The organism is Kluyvera chengduensis (genome assembly GCF_044197065.1).
In the GTDB taxonomy this organism is placed as follows: Bacteria; Pseudomonadota; Gammaproteobacteria; order Enterobacterales; family Enterobacteriaceae; genus Kluyvera; species Kluyvera ascorbata_C.
This window is the reverse complement of record NZ_JBIQOI010000011.1, coordinates 123,540-140,510: the sequence shown is the minus strand read 5'-3', so window position 1 is coordinate 140,510 and position 16,971 is coordinate 123,540. Positions and strand designations below refer to the sequence as shown.

Below are 16,971 nucleotides of genomic sequence, written 5' to 3'. Positions count from 1 at the left end.
ACCTGACCCCATGCCGAACTCAGAAGTGAAACGCCGTAGCGCCGATGGTAGTGTGGGGTCTCCCCATGCGAGAGTAGGGAACTGCCAGGCATCAAATTGCAGTAAACCGGGATGAATAATCCGGGTAGTGACAAAGAAATTCGGTGGAGCGGTAGTTCAGTCGGTTAGAATACCTGCCTGTCACGCAGGGGGTCGCGGGTTCGAGTCCCGTCCGTTCCGCCACTTATTAAGAGCCCTGAGCATTATTGCTCAGGGCTTTTTTCTTTGTCCGCCGTATAATTATTGCTGTTTTAGCAAAAATCCTCTGCATTTAACGATCTTTTTCTCAACTCTCTCACTAGTCATAATGATTTTCGTTAACCAATATTGATAAATAAAGAGGAAAATCATGACAATCCCTGCACTTGGCCTCGGCACTTTCCGCCTGAAAGATGACGTTGTTATCGCCTCCGTTAAAACTGCCCTTGAGCTGGGCTACCGCACCATCGATACCGCACAGATCTACGACAATGAAGCGGCCGTTGGTCAGGCGATTGCGGAAAGTGGCGTCGCACGTGATGAACTGTTCATCACCACCAAGATCTGGATCGAAAACCTGAGCAAAGACAAGATGATCGCTAGCCTCAAAGAGAGCTTGCAGAAGCTGCGCACCGACTACGTTGACCTGACGCTGATCCACTGGCCATCCCCAAATGACGCCGTGGCGGTTGAAGAATTCATGGCTGCGCTGCTGGAAGCAAAACAGCAGGGCCTGACGCGCCAGATTGGTATCTCCAACTTCACTATTCCGCTGATGGAACGCGCTATTGCTGCCGTTGGCGTTGAAAATATTACGACCAACCAGATTGAACTATCACCTTACCTGCAGAACCGTAAGGTGGTGGATTGGGCGGCAGAGCATGGTATCCACATCACCTCTTACATGACGCTGGCCTACGGTAAGGCGCTGAAAGATGAAGTGATTAGTGAAATTGCGAAGAAACACAATGCGACGCCAGCACAGGTTATCCTGGCCTGGGCAATGGGTGAAGGCTATGCGGTGATCCCATCTTCAACTAAGCGTGAAAACCTGGCGAGCAACCTGCTGGCGCTGGATCTGAAATTAGATGCTGACGATAAAAAAGCAATTGCGGCCCTGGATTGCAACGACCGCCTGGTCAGCCCGGAAGGACTGGCGCCTGAGTGGGACTAATGACGCGATAAGCGGGCTACAACCCTCAAGTAGCTGAAGCAACTCGGCCGGGCTGCAACCCTCTGGTAGCCCGGACGAGGCGTTTACGCCGACCCCGGGAACTCTCCATTACCGGTTGCCTTTCACATACTCGCTAAGAAAATCAATAAAGGCCCTGATGCGCGTACTCACCGCCCGGTCACTGTAATATACGGCGCTAAACGGCATTTCTACCGGCAGACGTTTATCAGCCAGCAGCTCAACAAACTCCCCGCTAGCAATCTCTTTATCCACCATATAGTCCGACAAGCAGGCAATGCCGTTACCGTGCAAACACAGCTGCTTAAGCGTCTCACCGCTGTTTGACGAAATCCCACCGCTAATCTCCATAAACTGGCCATCACAGCAGTAAACAGGCCAGGTATTCAGTGAGGACGGTTCGGTAAAGCCCAGGCAAAGATGCTCTTTGAGGTCGACGACGTTCTCTGGCTTGCCGTGACGAGCGATATACTCCGGCGAGGCAATAATCTTCCTATAGCTGCTAAACAGCGGACGTGCGCGCAGGCTGGAGTCCGTTAAGGTACCTGCGCGAATCGCGACATCTACCTTTCGCTCAATCAGATTGATAAAGGTTTCGGAAGAGACCAGTGAAAGCGTCATTTCCGGGTAGCGTTCGCGGAATGGCTTCACGAGCGGCATCAGGAAGTGCAGCATCACCGGCGTAGCGGCATCCACGCGCAATAAGCCCCGTGGCGTGTTACGCGTATCCAGCAGCTCGTTCTCGGCAGCCGCCATCTCCTGTAGCACAACCTGCATACGGCGGAAATAACGCTCTCCCTCTTCGGTCAGGCTCAACTGGCGTGTGGTGCGGTTAAGCAGGCTCACGCCGAGCTTTGACTCCAGCTTCTTCACCGCCCGGCTTACCGCCGAGTTGGCCTGTCCAAGCTGCTCAGCGGCACGGCTGAAACTGCCGCTTTCCACTACCGCCACAAAAATGGCTATTTCTTCTGATGTCGCTCTCATTATTGCACCTGAAGCAAAATTATATTGAGATTTTGAATATTTTTGTTATTTAAACACCCCGGCATACTACGTGTCATCTTAATACTGATGATGTGGAGTAAATTATGCCGCTGGCGCTTCTAGCCTTAACGATCAGTGCCTTCGCAATTGGCACAACCGAATTTGTGATTGTCGGTCTGGTCCCGACGATTGCTGAACAGCTTGCCATCTCTCTGCCTTCCGCAGGGATGCTGGTTTCTATTTATGCCCTGGGCGTGGCCATCGGCGCGCCGGTACTGACCGCGCTGACGGGCAAACTGCCGCGCAAACAGCTGCTGCTGGCGCTGATGGTGCTGTTTACCATCGGTAACCTGCTGGCCTGGCAGGCACCTGGATATATCACTCTTGTCGTCGCGCGTTTGCTGACCGGCCTGGCTCACGGCGTCTTCTTCTCCATTGGGTCGACGATTGCAACTAGCCTGGTGCCTAAAGAGAAGGCGGCATCGGCAATCGCTATTATGTTCGGTGGTCTGACCGTTGCGTTAGCGACCGGTGTACCGATGGGGACGTTCATTGGTCAGCACTTCGGCTGGCGTGAAACCTTCCTCGCCGTTTCTCTGCTCGGCGTGATTGCGCTGATTGCCAGCGCGGTGCTGATACCACGTAATATCCCAGGGCGTGCGCCAGCAAGTCTTGCAGACCAGGTGAAAGTACTGACTCACCCTCGCTTGCTGATGATTTACGCCATTACAGCGTTAGGCTATGGCGGCGTCTTTACTGCCTTTACCTTCCTGGCGCCGATGATGCAAGACTTGGCTGGCTTTACACCAGGTGCGGTGAGCTGGATCCTGCTGGGCTATGGCGTGGCGGTAGCGATTGGGAACATCTGGGGCGGTAAACTGGCCGACAAACACGGTGCCGTACCCGCACTGAAGTTTATCTTCGCGGCGTTGGCTGCACTACTGTTGGTATTCCAGTTCACGGTATCCATTCAGTACGCCGCGCTGGCCACCATCCTTGTGATGGGCGTCTTTGCGTTCGGTAATGTTCCGGGCTTACAGGTATACGTGGTGCAGAAAGCTGAGCAGTACACCCCGGCCGCGGTCGATGTTGCCTCCGGTCTGAATATCGCCGCCTTTAATGTCGGCATTGCGATTGGTTCCGTCGTCGGTGGTCAAACGGTAGAGCATTATGGTCTGGCGCAAACGCCGTGGATTGGCGCGCTGATTGTGGTGGGTGCACTGCTGCTGGCTGGCCTAAGCGGCCGGCTGGATAGGCCTGCACGCGTTGCACTCGGCTAAGGATTAAGGGTAAGCAAGCGCTTACAGAAGTTCACGCAGCTTTATCACAAATAGCGTTGAAACCGTGGGCAAAAGCCCCTATAACAGAAGAACCTTCCTGGAATCAGGCGGGTTCTTTCGTTATTGAGGTTATAAAAGAAAGTGCGAAAAAATACCTACGCCATGCGCTATATTGCCGGACAGCCAGCGGAGCGAATCCTGCCTCCTCCAGGCGCTTATACCAGCATTAGCCAGGCACTCTCGGTGGGTAAGCCGTTAAGCACGGAAGAGAACATTCGTATCCTGGTGTGGAACATCTTTAAGCAACAACGGGCTGAATGGTTGTCGGTGTTGAATAAGTTCGGTAAAGATGCCCATCTGGTTCTGTTACAGGAAGCGCAAACGACGCCTGAACTGGTGAAGTTTGCGACCACTAACTATCTTGCTGCCGATCAGGTTCCCGCGTTTGCGTTGCCGCATCACCCCTCAGGCGTGATGACGTTGTCCGCCGCCCATCCTATTTACTGTTGCCCATTGCGCGAACGTGAGCCGATACTGCGGTTAGCAAAATCGGCGTTAGTGACCGTTTACCCACTTCCCGACGCGCGCCTGCTGATGGTCGTCAATATTCATGCGGTTAACTTTAGCCTTGGCGTGGATGTTTACAGTAAACAGCTGATGCCTATTGGTGAACAGATTGCCCAGCACACTGGCCCGGTGATTATGGCGGGAGATTTCAACGCCTGGAGTCGTCCGCGGATGAACGCGCTGTATCGGTTTGCGCGCGATATGTCGCTGCGTCCTGTGCGTTTTGATGATGACCAGCGCCGCCGCGCGTTTGGGCGTCCGTTAGACTTTGTGTTCTATCGCGGGCTAAGCGTGGCTGATGCCTCTGTTCTGGTTACCCGCGCATCCGATCATAATCCGCTGATTGTGGAATTTAGCCCGGGAAAATAGGGCGAAGGAAATAAAAAAAGGCACCGGGGGAAACGGTGCCTTTTTTAATGGTTGCCTGTCAGGAGTCAGGACGATCGCTGTTTTTCACAAACAGCGTCAGCTGATCGCCAGGTTGCAGATTAGCCGTATCGCTATTCCAGCGCATCACATCTTTGATGTTCACGCCGTGTCGCTTGGCAATGCTCGAAAGCGAATCACCTTTGCGTACGCGGTACGTAATACTGCTGTTATCGGCAAGACGCGCAGCGCTGCTGCCCGCACCTACCGTTAAGCTCTGACCGACTTTCAGACTGCTGCCACGCAGGTTGTTCCACTGCTGCAGATCTTTGGTATTCACGCCTAAACGTGAGGCGATGCCTGACAGCGTGTCACCTGAACGTACTTTATAGCTGCGGCTGGCCATCGGTGTGTTGTCGGCAACCAGCGTAGGCTGGAGGTCGGCAATCTCACCGGAGGCCAGGGACTCACGCAGCTGATCCGCATGTTTCTGTGGCACCATCACGTACTTCGGACCGCTTGCGCCAAGCGTAGAGCCTTTGACACCCGCGTTAAATGTCTTCAACTTGCTAACGGGCATTCCTGCCATATCAGCCAGCTGCGAGATCTCTACCGGACTATCAATGCGTACGCGCGCCAGTGCACGACTTTCATCTGCAGTAGGCAGACGAACGCCGTAGCGTTTGCTGTTCTTGAGGATGTCGCTCAAGGCCAGCATCTTAGGTACGTATAATTTTGTTTCCTGAGGCAACGGCAGTGACCAGAAGTCGGTGGGTTTACCACGGGCCTTGTTCACCTTCATTGCTTTCATTACACGGCCTTCACCGCTGTTATACGCTGCCACGGTTAATAACCAGTCGCCATCGAACATTTTGTTCAGGCGCTGCATCATATCCAGTGCTGCCGTTGTGGAAGCAACGACGTCACGACGTGCGTCATAACTGCGGGTCTGTTTCAGACCGTAATTTCGCCCTGTGCTCGGAATGATCTGCCAAATGCCTGCGGCATTGGCGCCAGACGTTGCGTGCGGGTCAAAAGCGCTCTCCACTATGGGTAGTAATACCAGTTCCATCGGCATGTTACGTTTCTTAACTTGCCCGGCTATCCAGTACATATACGGCTCTGCCCGTAAAGTTACATCGTGGAGATAGCTCTTATTTCGTAAGTACTTCTGTTTCTGTTCGCGAACCCGGGCGTTATCCGGGATTCCCATCTTTAGCTCGTCGCCAATGTAAGCCCACAAATCCTGGTCCTGCATGTCGAATGTCCCATCGTCCATCCAACGTGCCTGACTTGCGAACTTACCTGCTTCCCCTTGACTAGCCGCAGAAAGGCTCTGTGCGTGCTGTTGGACATTACCTTGCTGTGAAGCCTGGCAACCCACGAGCAGGACAGAGGCGAGTAATATCGCTTTTGCCTTCATGTGTGTGTCAATAGTTGCTTAAAAGACGACCGATAATAACGACGAACTTTCGAAAACGCAACCCGGAAGTATCAGAAGTTATCTTTCTTTGACCGTAACCATGCAAAACGCTGCTCAGATTGTAGCAATTTTGTTTCTTTGTTTATTTCATTAATTAAATCAATATCATCCGTTCTTAAAAAGAGATTAATCTGACGCTCTTTTTTCAGAGTTGTGGGGAGTGTCATTTGCTTTTTCGCGCGTAACTCCTTCACTTCTCGATAGTATTCGTTAATGAACAAATCATGCGGTAAAACGCTCAGCGCAAACTTCATATTGGAGAGCGTGTACTCATGTGCGCAACAAATTAGCGTCTCTTCAGGCAAAGTGTTAATGCTCTGCAACGACTGGTACATCTGGGTTGGCGTGCCTTCGAAAAGACGGCCGCAGCCCCCGGAAAACAGAGTGTCTCCGCAAAAAAGCCATGGGGCGCTGTAGAAACAGATATGTCCTAAAGTGTGGCCCGGCGTGGCGAGAACGTGAAAATCCTGGTTGAGGATGTGAATGTGATCGCCGTCAGCCACAATTTTTGTTGCCCCTTTGTTGTGAGTCTCTTCAGGGCCATAAACGTCAATATTCGGATAAGACCTAACGAGTTCGGCAACGCCGCCAGCGTGATCGTTGTGGTGATGTGTTAAAAGGATCGCCTCAGGGTGCCAGTTGTTTGCCTTGATTGCCTCAAGTACCGGCGCGGCATCCCCCGGATCGACTATTAAACAACGGCCGGTTTCATCATTAAGAACCCAGATGTAGTTGTCCTGAAAGGCTGGAATACTGTTAAGATTCATTTGTTACCTCTTAAACGCGTAGGGAAGGTTGTGATGAAACCGGCAAGGATACCTCAAACAGTCTCGGCGCCTGTCTCGTGGGCGCAAATGCCCTGGGGTGAATATTATCGCGAGGCTATCGATCGTCAACTGAAACCCTGGCTGGGAAAACTGTATGGTTTTCACCTGCTCAAGGTGGGAAACCTCAGTGCGGAGATCAATACTGAAGCCTGTGCTATCTCTCATCAGGTTAATATTTCGCTGGAAGGCAACCCGATGCAGGTGAAAGCGGATCCGCTACATTTGCCATTTGCAGAGAAATCCGTAGATGCCTGCCTGCTGTCGCACACGCTGCCCTGGTGCAGCGATCCTCATCGCCTGTTGCGGGAAGCCGATCGTGTGTTAATTGACGATGGCTGGCTGATTATCACCAGCTTTAACCCGATGAGCCTGATGGGGCTGCGTAAACTGGTTCCGGTACTGCGTAAATCGACGCCCTACAATAGCCGGATGTTTACCCTGATGCGCCAACTGGATTGGCTGGCGCTACTGAATTTCGAAGTGATGCACCAAAGCCGGTTCCAGGTGCTCCCTTGGGCGAAACAGGGCGGGGCGCTGCTTAGCACGCATTTACCGGCGCTGGGGTGTCTGCAGGTGATTGTGGCGCGCAAGCGGACGTTTCCACTTACGCTTAACCCGATGCGGCAGAATAAAGCCAAAAACCGCATTCAGCAGGCCGTAGGCGCGACGCGGCAGTATCGTAAACCGGACGCTTAAGCTTCCGGCTGATACCCAACATCGTCGTGCGTGGGTGAGTTGGCCGCCGTACGTGCCAGCTCATCGCAACGTTCGTTTTCCGGGTGGCCGGCGTGGCCTTTAACCCATTCCCAACGAATTTCATGCTTGCCGAGCGCCGTGTCCAGGCGCTTCCACAGATCGACGTTTTTCACCGGCTTTTTATCCGCCGTTTTCCACCCGCGCTTTTTCCAGTTGTGGATCCATTGGGTGATCCCCTGGCGAACATACTGGCTATCGGTGCTCAGCACCACGGTGCATGGCTCTTTGAGCGCTTCAAGCGCGACGATGGCCGCCATCATTTCCATGCGGTTATTGGTCGTCAGACGGTAGCCTTCGCTGAAGGTTTTTTCCCGCTGCTGATAGCGTAGAATGGCGCCATAACCACCCGGACCTGGGTTACCGAGGCAAGAGCCATCGGTGAAAATTTCTACCTGTTTAAGCATCTCTGGTAGACTTCCTGTATCTGCAATCAAAGTTAAACGGCAAGTCTGACATAAATGACTGATATGAGCACTGCAATTACACGACAGATCGTTCTGGATACCGAAACCACCGGTATGAATCAGATCGGTGCCCACTATGAAGGCCACAAGATCATTGAGATCGGTGCCGTCGAGGTGATAAACCGTCGTTTAACCGGCAACAACTTCCACGTTTACCTCAAACCCGATCGGCTGGTGGATCCCGAAGCGTTCGGTGTTCATGGTATCGCCGATGAATTTTTGCTGGATAAACCGACCTTTGCTGACGTAGCCGATGAGTTTATGGACTACATCCGCGGTGCGGAGCTGGTCATCCATAACGCCTCGTTCGATATCGGCTTTATGGACTATGAGTTTAGTAAGCTCAACCGAGGTATTCCAAAAACCAATACCTTCTGTAAAGTCACCGATAGCCTGGCGCTGGCGAGGAAGATGTTTCCCGGCAAGCGTAACAGCCTTGATGCACTCTGCTCGCGCTATGAGATAGATAACACCAAGCGTACGCTGCACGGCGCATTGCTCGATGCCCAAATCCTGGCGGATGTTTATCTGACCATGACCGGTGGGCAAACCTCCATTAAATTCTCGATGGAAGGTGAGCAACAGCAGACGGGAGATACCGGTATTCAGCGCGTTGTTCGCGCGGCGAGCAAATTGCGTGTGGTTTATGCCACTGATGAAGAGTTGGCGAATCATGAATCGCGCCTCGACCTGGTGCAGAAAAAGGGCGGGAGCTGCCTCTGGCGTTCGTAAAATGGCTGTTTTTGCTGTGAAAATAGCCTTGCGGGTGATTTTTGCAGCAAACGATTCAAAAGCAGAGAAAAAGCGTTGACGGGTTGCTGGGGAATCCGTAATATTCGCCTCGTTCCCAAGGGAACACAGCGGAGCGGTAGTTCAGTCGGTTAGAATACCTGCCTGTCACGCAGGGGGTCGCGGGTTCGAGTCCCGTCCGTTCCGCCACTTTCAGAGAGCCCGAATCAGAAATGATTCGGGCTTTCGTCGTTTCTGGGCGGGGCTAATTTTACAGCCCGATCTGTTTACGAATATGCTGTTGCAGCACCGCGAGCATACAGGCTCCGGACAATCCAATCATCATTGCACCGTTCACCGCCTCCAGTGGACCCAGCAGCTTCCATTTTGCACTCATCACAATGTCGCCATAGCCCAATGTCGCGAAATTCACGCTTGAGTGATATACCGCATCGGCCAGTGTCGCAAACTCGCCCAGACATAAAAAAAGCATGCCCCACAGAAGTATCTGCAGCAAATTACCAATCAGTACGATAGTGATAATCCCGAACAGTGCCAGCACGCCAGCGATGACCCCATCTTTCCTCTGGAAACGATTGATATAAAAGCGGATTGCCCAGATGGACGCGATAGACTGCAATAGCATATTGCACAGTATGACCGGCATTCCCATCAGAAATGACAGCAGCATGATGTTACTCTCCGCACGCTGCCATCAGGGCACATCGCTGTTGCTCGTTGAGTTTGCCAGGCCATCATTAACCCATGCCATAAAAATACGATAGCCAATAGAGAGCAGAGTGGCGCCGATAAACATGCCGAGAATGCCGCTGGCGGCCATGCCGCCGAGTGCGCCAATCAGCACGACCGGCATGGGCGCATCCACACCACGACCAAGCATGAGGGGTTTGAGGACGTTATCGACCATCCCGGCGACCAGCAGCAGCACGGTAAAGAGGATATTGAACCCCATACCGTGATCGCCAAAGCACCACATAATAGCAATAGCTGGTGCGGTGACCAGGATGACGGGGATCTGAGCTATCCCGAGAATGAGCGCCAGAATAAAGAAAATACCAACGGCGGGTATACCGGCGAGCACCATGATGATCCCTGCCAGCAACGCCTGAATAAGCGCAACGCCAATCACGCCCAGAGCCACAGCACGTATGGTGCTGGTACAAAGTCGGGTGAGTGAGGTGCCTTTCTGTTCATCGGTTATGCGTATGGCGATACGTCTGGCGCTGACTGCCCCTGCCTCTCCCCAGGCCATAATGACACCTGCCACAATAAAGGAGACGACAAAGCCTAAAATTCCGCCGCCCATACTGGCAAGAAAGCTCAATACCAGCCCGGTAACCTCAGCGAGCTGCGTACGGTAAGTACTGATAACGCCCGGTAAGTCTGAGGAAATTTTTAGCCATAGCGCATGGAGTTTACCGCCGATAATGGGCAGCGAAGCGATATTGTCTGGCGGCGGTGGGATGACCAGATTTTCATGACCAAATCGGCTAATCAGGCCGCTAATACTTTCCCCCAGAGAGCTAATCATCAGTATTGTCGGGGAGACAATAAGCAGGATGCCTAACAATACCAACAGCGTTGAGGCCCATCCCCGTTTACCCCCAAGGCCGACTACGAATTTTTGCTGAAGCGGATAGAGCGTCACGGCCAGAATGATGGCCCACAGCATCATATTCAGAAAGGGTGAAAAAACGGTAAAGCAGAAAGAGGCTAATGCCAGGATAAGTCCAAACCGTATGAACATATCCATCAATCGGGCAACCAGCCTTTTTTCAACAATGAGAAGATCGTTATTTTCCATGATTGTTGTTCCAGTTGATATTGCAGACGCAAACATCCCGACCTGATGTGCAAAGCAAGCCAAAAGAGAAAAGTCATCGCTGGATCTTATGTACTACAAACGCTCATTGGTGTTGAATTTTATCCACTTTATGAGTGTAGAACAGAAAGAAGGGGGAATTAGTAAATATTAAAAACACCCGGTTGAGTGTTGTTCAATACCTTTATTAGTCTGAAAACGAATCTGGAATCGTATTGAAATATAATAAGTAATTATGATGATAGCGGCCTGAAACAATTCAGGCCGGGAAGGTAGGGGGTTAGCCAAGAGCAAAGGGATCGGCATCCTGCCAGGCAGGAAACTTTTCTCGATACTCCTGAAGCTGGAGCATCGAAAGCTCGCCGTCGATACGAATCGCCTGATGCGGTTCCGCGGTGGCCAGAATCTCACCCTGTGGCGTAAGAATCCGGCTGTCGCCACGATAGTGATGACCATTGCCATCGGTGCCGACGCGGTTGCATCCTGCAACATAGGCCTGATTTTCAATTGCCCGAGCGGCCAGCAGCGTCTGCCAGTGTACGGAACGTGGAGCAGGCCAGTTCGCGACGTAAAGCGCCAGATCGTAATCGTTCCGATTACGAGACCATACCGGGAAACGCAGGTCATAGCAGACCAGCGGCAGAATACGCCAGCCGCGCCACGTCAACACGAGGCGTTGATGACCCGCAACGTAGTGATGATGTTCATCCACCATGCGGAACAAGTGGCGTTTATCATAGCGGTGGACGCGGCCTTCTGGCTCAACGAGCAGAAAACGATTCACCGCGCCAAGACCAGTTTGCAGCGCAGCACTCCCGCAAACCAGCGCATTAGTACGCGTGGCTTGCTCTCGCATCCACGCCACGACCTTATCTTCTGATAACGACTGTTCAGCGGCTTCCATCGCAAAGCCGGTGGTAAACATCTCCGGCAGGACTATCACATCACGCCCGGTAATGCCTTCCATCTGTCGCGCAAAGTGGCGCAGATTCGCGGGGCCGTCCATCCACACGAGGGGTTGTTGTAAAAGGGTAATCTTCAAGCCAGACATGGTGATGTACTCCTCTGTTGCAGGACGTAGACCTAACTGTAACACCTTATCAGGCTGCTGCTTTGCTGAGGACAGTTTGCATAAAAAAAAGCGGAGCCAGGCTCCGCTTTGAGGATAACGATTCAAAAACGTTACGCGGCTTCAACCTTGCGCACGTTGTCCGGCAGCTTTACCGGCTTGGTCGCCAGCTCGTCTGGTGCAAAGTCGTCAACGTTGATGCTGCGCAGTCGGCTGACTTCTGCTTTGGTCAGAATGGCCGCTTCTTCCTGATTAATCAGTCCCTTAGCCAGTGCATTACGCGCCAGCTCATCCAGGCGGGTAAACGGCAGGTTCTTGCCAATTTCTTTGCAGATGCGCTGGTGGATAGGATCGGCTGCCATGACGTCAACCAGCGCTTCTTCCAGCAAGCCAACCGGGTTGTGCTCGCTCGGGGTCAGATACTGACCACGGCCGATACGGGAACGGGTGGCGCTTGGTGTCTGCAGAATTTTCGCTACGCTGTGGTCGAGCTTATCGGACGGCGCATTGTAATGACGACCGGTCGGGAAGATAACCACGCGCATTGCCCCTGCGACAAAGCGGTTCGGGAAGTTCTTCAGCAGGTCGTCAATGGCCTGCTCAGCCTGATGCAGCGCATCCTGAACGCCCCAGTGTACCAGTGATAAATCTGCTTCGTTACGCCCTTCATCGTCATAGCGTTTCAGGACGGAAGAGGCGAGGTACAGCTGGCTCAACACATCACCCAGACGGGCGGAGATGCGCTCACGACGCTTCAGGCTGCCGCCCAGAACGGCCATAGAAACGTCCGACAGCAACGCCAGGTTGGCGCTCAGACGGTTCAGGTGCTGATAGTAACGTTTGGTTGCATCGCGGGTTGGCGTTGGGCTGGTTAAGCCGCGGGTGATCCCCAACCAGAAGCTGCGTACTTTGTTGCTGCCGACATGGCCGATGTGTTTAAACAGCAGTTTATCGAACGCATCGGCATCTTTGTTCTGCGCCGCGGCCATCTCTTCCAGCACGTATGGATGGCAACGAATAGCGCCTTGACCGAAGATCATCATGCTACGCGTCAGAATGTTTGCGCCTTCAACGGTAATGGCGATAGGTGCACCCTGATAAGCACGTGCCAGGAAGTTACCTTCACCGAGCATAATGCCTTTCCCACCGGCGATATCCATGGCGTCAACGATGGACTGCTGGCCGCGGTGGGTACAGTGGTACTTCACGATAGCCGACAGTACCGCGGGTTTTTCACCGAGCATAATACCGTAGGTAATTAACGTTGCCGCTGCGTCCATCACGTAGGCGTTGCCTGCGATGCGCGCTAATGGCTCTTCAATCCCTTCCATTTTACCAATCGACACTTTGAACTGACGGCGAATATGCGCGTAGGCACCGGTTGCCAGCGCAACGGATTTCACGCCGCCGGTCGAGTTGGATGGCAGGGTAATCCCGCGTCCCACCGACAGACATTCAACCAGCATACGCCAGCCCTGACCGGCCATTTTCGGCCCGCCGATGATGTAGTCGATCGGTACGAAGATATCCTGACCACGCGTCGGACCGTTCTGGAACGGAACGTTCAGCGGGAAGTGGCGACGACCAATTTCAACGCCTGGGGTGTTGGTTGGGATCAGCGCACAGGTGATGCCTAAATCTTCCGCCCCGCCCAGCAGTTTTTCCGGGTCAGACAGCTTGAAAGCCAGGCCCAGTACGGTCGCAATCGGAGCGAGAGTGATGTAACGCTTGTTCCAGGTTAAACGCATACCCAGAACCTGCTCACCCTGCCATTCGCCCATACAGACGACGCCGGTATCCGGAATCGCACCGGCATCAGAGCCCGCCTCTGGGCTGGTCAGCGCGAAGCATGGGATTTCCTGACCACGCGCCAGGCGCGGCAGATAATGATCTTTCTGCTCTTCAGTACCGTAGTGTTGCAGCAGCTCGCCCGGGCCTAAAGAGTTAGGCACGCCGACGGTAATTGCCAGAATGCCGGAAACGCCTGAAAGTTTTTGCAGCACGCGAGCCTGCGCATAAGCGGAGAACTCCAGACCACCGTACTCTTTCTTAATGATCATCGCGAAGAAGCGGTGTTCTTTCAGGTAGGCCCACAGCTCTGGCGGCAGGTCAGCCATCTCGTGAGTGATAGCAAAGTCGTTAGCCATGCGGCACGCTTCTTCAACCGGGCCATCAATAAAGGCCTGCTCTTCGGCGGTCAACTGTGGACGCGGGTAGTTGTGCAGCTTTTTCCAGTCCGGGTTGCCGCGGAACAGATCGCCTTCCCACCAGGTGGTACCGGCATCAATCGCTTCTTTCTCAGTGCGCGACATCGGCGGCATCACTTTGCTGAACATGCGGAATACCGGCGTTGAGATCAGCGCTTTACGCATCGGCGTAAAGTTGAACGGCACCAGGATGATGGCCAGCGGCACCAGCAGCCACAGGTTCCACAGGCCAATCGCGCCGAGAGCGGCGGTCCAGGCCAGCAGAATGACGCTGCCGAGCGTCAAGCTAATGCGGTGGTAGAAGAGTGCACCGAGTACGGCAATGGTTAAAACAATACTCAAAATCATCATAGAGAAATGCCCCTGTCTTGTAGGAGGTCTGACCACTTGTGATGATATGGTTGTAGTTGAACCGTTTTTATTTAGCAATGTGTTTACAAAATAATTACAACCTCGCTCACATTGTTGCTTCTTTTTAGCGCACTAAAAATCCAAACATCTGGTGAATAGATTCGTGCTTGCTTCTCTGGGCTGGCGCTATCCGGTACACTAGCGATGACAATTTTATTAATGCTGAAGGATTATCCTCATGTACCAGGATCTTATTCGTAACGAACTGAATGAAGCGGCCGATACGCTGGCAAACTTCCTCAAGGATGAAGCCAACATCCATGCCATTCAGCGCGCAGCAGTCCTGCTGGCAGACAGCTTCAAAGCCGGCGGTAAAGTGCTCTCCTGCGGCAACGGTGGTTCTCATTGCGATGCGATGCACTTCGCAGAAGAGCTGACGGGCCGCTATCGTGAAAACCGCCCGGGCTACCCGGCGATTGCGATTTCCGACGTCAGCCATCTCTCCTGCGTGAGTAATGATTTCGGTTATGAATATGTGTTCTCTCGTTACGTGGAATCCGTGGGTCGTGCGGGTGACGTGCTGCTGGGTATCTCTACCTCGGGTAACTCCGCTAACGTGATCAAAGCGATTGAAGCGGCTCGTGCGCAAGGGATGAAAGTGATTACGCTGACCGGTAAAGACGGTGGCAAAATGGCGGGCTCCGCGGACATCGAAATTCGCGTACCGCACTTTGGCTACGCTGACCGCGTTCAGGAAATTCACATTAAAGTGATTCATATCCTGATTATGCTGATCGAAAAAGAGATGGCTAAAGCTTAAGTTTCACGGGGCTCCGGCCCCGATTGCTGTGGGGGTGTGATATGTGCGAACTGCTCGGGATGAGCGCCAATGTGCCAACCGATATCTGCTTCAGTTTTACCGGGCTGGTCCAGCGCGGTGGAGGCACCGGGCCGCATAAAGACGGCTGGGGAATTACCTTCTACGAAGGCAAAGGCTGTCGCACGTTCAAAGATCCGCAGCCGAGCTATCAATCTCCTATCGCGAAACTGGTGCAGGACTATCCCATTAAGTCCTGCTCCGTCATTGCGCATATTCGCCAGGCGAATCGCGGAATGGTGGCGCTGGAGAATACCCACCCGTTTACCCGCGAACTCTGGGGGCGCAACTGGACCTACGCCCACAACGGGCAGCTTACCGGCTATAAATCACTGGAGACGGGGCAGTTCCGCCCGGTCGGGGAAACCGACAGTGAAAAAGCCTTCTGCTGGTTGTTGCACAAGCTCACCGAGCGCTATCCACGCACGCCGGGCAATATGCAGGCGGTCTTTAAATACATCGCCTCGCTGGCGGATGAACTGCGCGAAAAGGGCGTGTTTAACATGCTGCTGTCAGATGGCCGTTACGTTATGGCGTTCTGCTCAACCAACCTGTACTGGATAACCCGCCGTGCGCCGTTTGGTGTGGCGAAGCTTCTGGATAGAGACGTGGAAATTGATTTTCAGCAAGAGACCACCGCCAACGATGTGGTGACTGTAATAGCAACCCAACCGCTGACGGGGAATGAAACCTGGCACAAGGTTATGCCAGGCGAATGGCGCTTATTTTGTCTCGGGGAGCGTATAGTTTGAGGCCAGCTGCGGCTGAACCACTTCGTGGCTCAGCGGCTTGCTTACCACATAACGCCCATCAACGACCGACACCATCGGCGGCTTATGCGTCTGCTGGAAGTAGTCGTAGCCCGGCTTCAACTGCTGCCAAAAATCGTTGTAGTAGGAATATTTATGACGCTGCATGTTGGCGTCTGTCATGCGGAACGGATAGATGCTGACTTCAACGCTCGACTGACCGAAGACTAACGCCGCGGTCACGAACTGGAAGATCTCATCAATACCGGAGTCGGTCATGGCATAGCAGCCAATCGACACACATGCACCGTGAATCATCAGGTATTTCCCTTCATAACCGTGAGAACGGTCATAGGCATTCGGGAAACCAATATTAATCGCTTTATAGAAGCGACTATCCGGCTTCAACTGGCTGCGCTGCACCGAATAAAACCCTTCAGGACTTTTAAAGTCGCCCTGACGCTGCTTCGGCCCCAGGCCGCCTGAGTAGTTGCAGATCTTATAGCTATCGAGGAGTTGGTAGGTCTCACCCATCTTGACGAAGAGATCGAGCGTGCGCTCTTCTTTGAAGATTTGGATGTAAACCGGCGAGCCCATCATTTGCTGCTTATATTCTTTGCTGACAGGCGTCGTTGGCGTGTTGCTGCTTAATAACCCAGCAAACGAAACGCACGGCATCAAAAGCATCGCAATAACAAATGCGATTTTGCGCATACTACTTGTTCCTTGATAAAAGATAACAACATGCCAGGAAGGCAACAGAGAGAAAAAAGCAGACAAATCTGTTTTTTGTGCGCTCACCTTAGCACCACCGCATTTTTTCGCAAGAGGGATGGTAAGCGTTTACCATTTCATAATGCATTCTCGCCTGAACCCGGTGCGTTGTGCTGTTTCCCTGCCAGGCAGCATTAGCTACAGAGAGTGTAGGATAAGCCGATGATTCACTAGCTATCTTTATCTGAAACACGTTCACTTTGCGTATCGGCTCGCAATTTAGCGGCTTCAAAAGCAGAACTGCTGCATCGAAGAAAGAGAAAATGGTAAACTTTCGTTACTGAATCATTCTAGAAAAGATTGGGTAAACGGATTCCCATTTGAATGGTGAATGTATTAACTCTCAAAACAGCGTAAGAAAGGATGCTTCAATCTCTCATATGCCCAATCACGGATGGTCATTGGGTTTCAGGTTTTACTCCTTTCTTTTGTTTC

At 52.8% G+C, this 16,971-nt stretch carries 15 protein-coding genes, 2 tRNA genes, 1 rRNA gene and 1 pseudogene; 10 read left to right on the top strand and 9 right to left on the bottom strand.

Going from position 1 to position 16,971, the window contains the following annotated elements; genetic code table 11:
- From rrf to dkgB, 3 genes are all read left to right on the top strand, one after another.
- Positions 1-90: ribosomal RNA gene (rrf, locus tag ACH1XZ_RS20960) — 5S ribosomal RNA — on the top strand; the annotation flags it as partial.
- Between the two features lie 55 nt (positions 91-145).
- Positions 146-222, top strand: a tRNA-Asp gene (locus ACH1XZ_RS20955).
- Between the two features lie 166 nt (positions 223-388).
- Positions 389-1,192, top strand: coding sequence for a 2,5-didehydrogluconate reductase DkgB (gene dkgB / locus ACH1XZ_RS20950; protein WP_395597019.1), 804 nt, complete (start codon positions 389-391; stop codon positions 1,190-1,192).
- A 108-nt stretch (positions 1,193-1,300) separates the two neighbouring features.
- Here the strand turns inward: dkgB and yafC are convergent, their stop codons facing one another.
- The gene (gene yafC, locus ACH1XZ_RS20945) at positions 1,301-2,194 is read right to left on the bottom strand and encodes a DNA-binding transcriptional regulator YafC (RefSeq protein WP_395597018.1); all 894 of its coding nucleotides are present in this window, start codon (positions 2,192-2,194) and stop codon (positions 1,301-1,303) included.
- A 104-nt stretch (positions 2,195-2,298) separates the two neighbouring features.
- Here yafC and ACH1XZ_RS20940 point away from each other — a divergent pair, with 104 nt between their 5' ends.
- Both ACH1XZ_RS20940 and ACH1XZ_RS20935 read left to right on the top strand, forming a co-directional pair.
- Positions 2,299-3,474 carry an MFS transporter gene (locus tag ACH1XZ_RS20940; RefSeq protein ID WP_395597017.1) on the top strand — a complete coding sequence of 392 codons (1,176 nt, stop codon included), beginning with the start codon at positions 2,299-2,301 and terminating at the stop codon, positions 3,472-3,474.
- Between the two features lie 141 nt (positions 3,475-3,615).
- Positions 3,616-4,410: an endonuclease/exonuclease/phosphatase family protein gene (locus ACH1XZ_RS20935; RefSeq protein WP_035894471.1), complete on the top strand. Its 795-nt coding sequence runs from the start codon at positions 3,616-3,618 to the stop codon at positions 4,408-4,410.
- Between the two features lie 58 nt (positions 4,411-4,468).
- On the opposite strand, the gene mltD is transcribed toward ACH1XZ_RS20935, so the two are convergent.
- A complete protein-coding gene (mltD, locus tag ACH1XZ_RS20930; protein ID WP_395597016.1) occupies positions 4,469-5,830 on the bottom strand; it encodes a murein transglycosylase D in 1,362 nt (453 codons plus the stop codon).
- 71 nt (positions 5,831-5,901) lie between these two features.
- Positions 5,902-6,657, bottom strand: coding sequence for a hydroxyacylglutathione hydrolase (gene gloB, locus ACH1XZ_RS20925; RefSeq protein WP_395597015.1), 756 nt, complete (start codon positions 6,655-6,657; stop codon positions 5,902-5,904).
- A gap of 33 nt (positions 6,658-6,690) precedes the next feature.
- Between gloB and ACH1XZ_RS20920 the strand changes: the two genes are divergently transcribed.
- Complete coding sequence (locus ACH1XZ_RS20920; RefSeq protein ID WP_395597014.1) at positions 6,691-7,413, top strand: class I SAM-dependent methyltransferase; 723 nt, start codon at positions 6,691-6,693, stop codon at positions 7,411-7,413.
- Here the strand turns inward: ACH1XZ_RS20920 and rnhA are convergent.
- Positions 7,410-7,987, bottom strand: a pseudogene (rnhA, locus tag ACH1XZ_RS20915) (ribonuclease HI). The gene ACH1XZ_RS20920 and the pseudogene rnhA sit on opposite strands and share 4 nt — an antisense overlap.
- On the opposite strand from rnhA, the gene dnaQ reads away from it, so the two are divergent.
- Both dnaQ and ACH1XZ_RS20905 read left to right on the top strand, forming a co-directional pair.
- Positions 7,941-8,669, top strand: coding sequence for a DNA polymerase III subunit epsilon (gene dnaQ / locus ACH1XZ_RS20910; protein WP_395597013.1), 729 nt, complete (start codon positions 7,941-7,943; stop codon positions 8,667-8,669). The pseudogene rnhA and the gene dnaQ sit on opposite strands and share 47 nt — an antisense overlap.
- Before the next feature lie 130 nt (positions 8,670-8,799).
- Positions 8,800-8,876: transfer RNA gene (locus ACH1XZ_RS20905), tRNA-Asp, on the top strand.
- A 61-nt stretch (positions 8,877-8,937) separates the two neighbouring features.
- On the opposite strand, the gene ACH1XZ_RS20900 is transcribed toward ACH1XZ_RS20905, so the two are convergent.
- The 4 genes from ACH1XZ_RS20900 to fadE form a co-directional block, all read right to left on the bottom strand.
- Positions 8,938-9,357 carry an ion channel gene (locus ACH1XZ_RS20900; RefSeq protein ID WP_395597012.1) on the bottom strand — a complete coding sequence of 140 codons (420 nt, stop codon included), beginning with the start codon at positions 9,355-9,357 and terminating at the stop codon, positions 8,938-8,940.
- A gap of 24 nt (positions 9,358-9,381) precedes the next feature.
- The gene (locus ACH1XZ_RS20895) at positions 9,382-10,491 is read right to left on the bottom strand and encodes an AI-2E family transporter (RefSeq protein WP_395597011.1); all 1,110 of its coding nucleotides are present in this window, start codon (positions 10,489-10,491) and stop codon (positions 9,382-9,384) included.
- Between the two features lie 298 nt (positions 10,492-10,789).
- Positions 10,790-11,560: an amidohydrolase gene (locus tag ACH1XZ_RS20890; RefSeq protein ID WP_395597010.1), complete on the bottom strand. Its 771-nt coding sequence runs from the start codon at positions 11,558-11,560 to the stop codon at positions 10,790-10,792.
- Positions 11,561-11,691: 131 nt separating this feature from the next.
- On the bottom strand, positions 11,692-14,136 hold the full coding sequence (gene fadE, locus ACH1XZ_RS20885; RefSeq protein ID WP_395597009.1) for an acyl-CoA dehydrogenase FadE: 2,445 nt from the start codon (positions 14,134-14,136) through the stop codon (positions 11,692-11,694).
- 238 nt (positions 14,137-14,374) lie between these two features.
- Here fadE and lpcA point away from each other — a divergent pair, with 238 nt between their 5' ends.
- Positions 14,375-14,956 carry a D-sedoheptulose 7-phosphate isomerase gene (gene lpcA / locus ACH1XZ_RS20880; RefSeq protein ID WP_395597008.1) on the top strand — a complete coding sequence of 194 codons (582 nt, stop codon included), beginning with the start codon at positions 14,375-14,377 and terminating at the stop codon, positions 14,954-14,956.
- Between the two features lie 41 nt (positions 14,957-14,997).
- Positions 14,998-15,765 carry a class II glutamine amidotransferase gene (locus ACH1XZ_RS20875; RefSeq protein ID WP_185669675.1) on the top strand — a complete coding sequence of 256 codons (768 nt, stop codon included), beginning with the start codon at positions 14,998-15,000 and terminating at the stop codon, positions 15,763-15,765.
- On the opposite strand, the gene dpaA is transcribed toward ACH1XZ_RS20875, so the two are convergent.
- Positions 15,736-16,476 carry a peptidoglycan meso-diaminopimelic acid protein amidase gene (dpaA, locus tag ACH1XZ_RS20870; RefSeq protein ID WP_395597007.1) on the bottom strand — a complete coding sequence of 247 codons (741 nt, stop codon included), beginning with the start codon at positions 16,474-16,476 and terminating at the stop codon, positions 15,736-15,738. The genes ACH1XZ_RS20875 and dpaA overlap by 30 nt on opposite strands.
- Positions 16,477-16,971 lie beyond the last annotated feature (495 nt).

Bases quoted from the DNA above. Each gene is read 5' to 3' on its own strand.
- ACH1XZ_RS20895 (WP_395597011.1), bottom strand. From the start codon at position 10,491: ATGGAAAATAACGATCTTCTCATTGTTGAAAAAAGGCTGGTTGCCCGA.
- lpcA (WP_395597008.1), top strand. From the start codon at position 14,375: ATGTACCAGGATCTTATTCGTAACGAACTGAATGAAGCGGCCGATACG.
- yafC (WP_395597018.1), bottom strand. From the start codon at position 2,194: ATGAGAGCGACATCAGAAGAAATAGCCATTTTTGTGGCGGTAGTGGAA.
- ACH1XZ_RS20890 (WP_395597010.1), bottom strand. From the start codon at position 11,560: ATGTCTGGCTTGAAGATTACCCTTTTACAACAACCCCTCGTGTGGATG.
- fadE (WP_395597009.1), bottom strand. From the start codon at position 14,136: ATGATGATTTTGAGTATTGTTTTAACCATTGCCGTACTCGGTGCACTC.
- gloB (WP_395597015.1), bottom strand. From the start codon at position 6,657: ATGAATCTTAACAGTATTCCAGCCTTTCAGGACAACTACATCTGGGTT.
- dpaA (WP_395597007.1), bottom strand. From the start codon at position 16,476: ATGCGCAAAATCGCATTTGTTATTGCGATGCTTTTGATGCCGTGCGTT.
- ACH1XZ_RS20900 (WP_395597012.1), bottom strand. From the start codon at position 9,357: ATGCTGCTGTCATTTCTGATGGGAATGCCGGTCATACTGTGCAATATG.
- dnaQ (WP_395597013.1), top strand. From the start codon at position 7,941: ATGAGCACTGCAATTACACGACAGATCGTTCTGGATACCGAAACCACC.
- ACH1XZ_RS20940 (WP_395597017.1), top strand. From the start codon at position 2,299: ATGCCGCTGGCGCTTCTAGCCTTAACGATCAGTGCCTTCGCAATTGGC.
- ACH1XZ_RS20875 (WP_185669675.1), top strand. From the start codon at position 14,998: ATGTGCGAACTGCTCGGGATGAGCGCCAATGTGCCAACCGATATCTGC.
- mltD (WP_395597016.1), bottom strand. From the start codon at position 5,830: ATGAAGGCAAAAGCGATATTACTCGCCTCTGTCCTGCTCGTGGGTTGC.
- ACH1XZ_RS20920 (WP_395597014.1), top strand. From the start codon at position 6,691: ATGAAACCGGCAAGGATACCTCAAACAGTCTCGGCGCCTGTCTCGTGG.
- dkgB (WP_395597019.1), top strand. From the start codon at position 389: ATGACAATCCCTGCACTTGGCCTCGGCACTTTCCGCCTGAAAGATGAC.